Below are 3,605 nucleotides of genomic sequence, written 5' to 3'. Positions count from 1 at the left end.
ACCGAGCTGGATCGCTACCGCGCCGTCACCGCCGCCGACGTGCGCCGATTCGTGAACGAGTACCTTTCCGGGGAGAACCGCGTGGTGCTGACGTACGTTCCCCAGGCTGCGCCGGAGGCCGCATGACCGCGCCCGCCGCCGTGCTGGACCGCGCCCGTCCCCCCGCGCCGGGGCCGCTGCGGCCCTTTCACTTTCCCGCCGTGCAGCGCGCGACGCTGGCGAACGGGCTGCAGGTGCTGGTGGCCGAAAGGCACGCCTTTCCGCTGGTCACCATCGACCTGGTGATCCCGGCCGGCGGGCTCTCCGAAACGGAGGACCGCGCCGGGCTGAGCTCCTTCACCTCGGGCCTGCTGGAATCCGGCGCCGGCGAACGCGACGCCGCCGCGATTGCCGAGCGGGTAGACGAGCTGGGGCTGGTGCTGGACAGCACCAGCTCGTGGGACAACACCCTCGTCGGCTTTACGGGCCTGCGCGCCCGGGCCGACGAGGCGATGCAGGTGACGGCCGACCTGGTGATGCGCCCCACCTTTCCCGAGCACGAGGTGCAGCGCATCCGCGACGAGCGGCTGGCCTCGCTGGCGGCGCGCCGCGCGGACCCGTCCGGGCTGGCGGACGAGCTGGCGACGAAGTTCATCTTCCCCGAGGCCCACCCTTTTTCGCGCCGGCTGAGCGGGTCGGCCGAAACGCTGTCTACGCTGGCGCGGGCCGACACGGCGGCGTTCCACGAATCGCACTTCCGCCCCGGCGGGGCCCGGCTGTGCGCGGGCGGCGACCTGACGCTGGACGAGGTGGTGCGCCTGGCGGAGAAGCACTTCGGCGGGTGGACGGGCACCGTGCCGCCCCCGCGCGCGCCGGAGACGCACAACCGGCTGCACGAAACCACCATCCTCCTGGCCGACCGTCCCGGCGCGGTGCAGAGCGAGGTGCGGGTGGGGCACGTGGGCGTGCCGCGGACGACGGACGACTTCTTTGCCGTCACGGTGCTGAACGCCATGCTGGGCGGCACCTTTTCGTCGCGACTGAACCTGAATCTCCGTGAGCGGCTGGGCTACACCTACAGCGTCAGCTCCAGCTTCGGAATGCGCAGGCTGCCGGGCACCTTTCACGTGGGCGGGGCCATCCAGGTCGAGGGCACCGCGCACTCCGTCAGCGAGATCCTGCGCGACATGCGCACGCTGCAGGAGGAACTGGTCCCCGAGGACGAGATCGACAACGCGCGCAGCTACCTGGCGGGCATCTTTCCGCTGGGGATGGAGACCACGGAGGGCATCGCCGGGAAGCTGAGCACCATCGCCACCTTCGATCTCCCCGACGACTACTACCAGACGTACCGCGACCGGCTGGTGGCCGTCAGCCGCGAGGAGGTGCGCGAAACCGCCCGGCGCCGCCTGATGCCCGACCGCGCCGCCGTCGTGATCGTCGGCGACGCCGCACGGCTCCGGGAGCCGCTGGAGGCGCTGGGCGTAGGGCCCGTGCAGGTTGTCGATCCCGCGCACCTGCTGCGTTGACGCGCGTCGGAGGCGCAAGCGCACGGCACGCGCCGGGCGCGGCAGCGGTCACTGAATCCGAGGCCCCGGCTGCCGTGGGGCCCTCACCCGGCCGCGCTGACACGCGTGCCACCCTCTCCCACAAACAGCGTGGGAGAGGGGGTACACCCCGGTCGAGCGCGCCACCCCAGCCGGAGTGGGATCGAATTCTCCCCTCTCCCGCTTGCGGGAGAGGGGCCGGGGGAGAGGGCAGCCGGGGAATGCGCCGGACCGATCGAACCACACCGAAGCCTGCCAGGACAGTCGGCGAAACTCGGCACCGACCGAAGCGCACCGGGCTGGCTCCCTTCCCCCGCGCAGTTTGCGGGGGAAGGGCTGGGGATGGGGGGCCCCGCGGCATGCGCCAGTGCCGGCCGAAGCACACTCGAATTCTCCCTCACCGCCCGGCAGTGGCGCGCAGCAGGGCACCCACACCCGATTAGGATCCAGTTAACGCCGTTCAGCGCCCATACCGCTGGCGGCGTTCCTCCATCATCTTCAGCGTAGAGAGAAACGGATGGCAGACGGAGAACGCGGGACCGAACCGGGGCTCATCAACCGACGGCCGGTGCACAGCGGGCGCATCGTGGACCTGGGGGTGGACACTGTCCGCTTCCCGGACGGGTCCACCGGCGAGATGGAGATGATCCGCCACTCCGGCGCCTCGGCGGTACTGCCGGTGCTGAGCGACCCCCACGGACCGGACCCGCAGATCGTGCTCGTCAGGCAGTACCGCTACGCATCCGGCGGCTACCTGTACGAAGTGCCCGCCGGGCGCCCCGACCGCGCCGGCGAACCCTGGGAAGAATGCGCGCGCCGGGAGCTGCGCGAAGAAACGGGTCTCGAGGCGGGCACGCTGCGCCCCCTGACCTCCATCTGGACGACGCCCGGCTTCACCGACGAGCGCATTCACCTGTTCCTGGCCACGGACCTGACCGCCGGCGAAACGGAGTACGACGCCGACGAGTTCATGGAAACCGTCAAGCTGCCCATGTCCGAGGCGCTGCGCATGGTTCGCGATGGCGAGATCACCGACGCCAAGACCATCTGCACGCTGCTGTACGCCGCCGGGTTCGTGTTCGGCCACTGACCGTCAGAGTGGGGCGGGGACGGACGTTGTACGGCCACGCGGATGTCACGCCGACACGCGGCGGGTGTCACTCCCTCGCACCGACTGTCCCCCCGGGGGGACGGACGCGGGGGAGGCGGCAGCGGCGGGAAAGTGCGGAAGCCTTGCAACCATGCGGATTTCCGCCGCATCCAATCCCACGACGGCCCGGGGTACGGCACGTGCCCTACGAGGGAGCGGCGCAGCCGCCCGTCCGGTTAAACCACCCCTGGAGACCCAACGTATGCTGAAACTCCTCGTCAACGATCGCGACCGCGAGGCCAGGCAGCCTTCTCCGCGAGAGCGCCTGAAGCAGCTGGACGACAGCGGGGTGGTCGCCGCGCACCTGGAGGGCGACCGGCTGGCGTTCGGCGAACTGGTGGAGCGCTACCAGAACCGCCTGCTGAACTTCGTCTACCGCACCACGGGCGACCGTGAGCGCGGCGAAGACCTGGTGCAGGAAACGTTCATCCGCGTGTACCGGCACATTCACCGCTTCGACCAGAGCAAGAAGTTCTCGACCTGGATCTACACGATCGCGTCGAACCTGGCCAAGAACGAGCTGCGCAACCGCTCGCGCAACCCGCTGGTGCTCTTCCAGACGCTGATGAAGAACCGCGACGCCGACACGCGTCCGCTGGAGTGGGAAGACAACACCTACCGGCCGGACGACCTGTTCCGGAAGCGCCACCTGAAGAGCCAGGTGGACTCGGCGGTCGACCAGCTTCCCGAGCACCACCGCACCGTCTTCGTCCTGCGCGAGATGGAGGGCAAGACGTACGAGGAGATCGCCGAGATCACCAGCACCAACCTGGGCACCGTGAAGAGCCGCCTGAACCGGGCGCGCAACAACTTCGCCCAGCTGATCGCGCCGCTGCTGGACTGATCGAGCACACGACGCCGCGTACGGCATCGCCAGGGGCGGGCCCGGAACACGGGCCCGCCCCTTTGCTTTTGGCGCGCGCCGATGC

The 3,605-nt window shown here is 70.1% G+C and carries 3 protein-coding genes; all 3 read left to right on the top strand.

Features of this window, described 5'->3' with window-relative positions:
- The first annotated feature begins 122 nt into the window (after positions 1-122).
- Positions 123-1,508 carry a pitrilysin family protein gene (locus tag VIB55_RS16375; RefSeq protein WP_331877739.1) on the top strand — a complete coding sequence of 462 codons (1,386 nt, stop codon included), beginning with the start codon at positions 123-125 and terminating at the stop codon, positions 1,506-1,508.
- 535 nt (positions 1,509-2,043) lie between these two features.
- Complete coding sequence (locus tag VIB55_RS16370) at positions 2,044-2,616, top strand: NUDIX hydrolase (RefSeq protein ID WP_331877738.1); 573 nt, start codon at positions 2,044-2,046, stop codon at positions 2,614-2,616.
- Positions 2,617-2,878: 262 nt separating this feature from the next.
- Positions 2,879-3,520, top strand: coding sequence for a sigma-70 family RNA polymerase sigma factor (locus VIB55_RS16365; protein ID WP_331877737.1), 642 nt, complete (start codon positions 2,879-2,881; stop codon positions 3,518-3,520).
- Positions 3,521-3,605 lie beyond the last annotated feature (85 nt).

The organism is Longimicrobium sp., from assembly GCF_036554565.1.
Taxonomy (GTDB): domain Bacteria; phylum Gemmatimonadota; class Gemmatimonadetes; order Longimicrobiales; family Longimicrobiaceae; genus Longimicrobium.
Note: the sequence above shows the minus strand (reverse complement) of the source record. Positions and strands in the feature narration are given on the sequence as shown.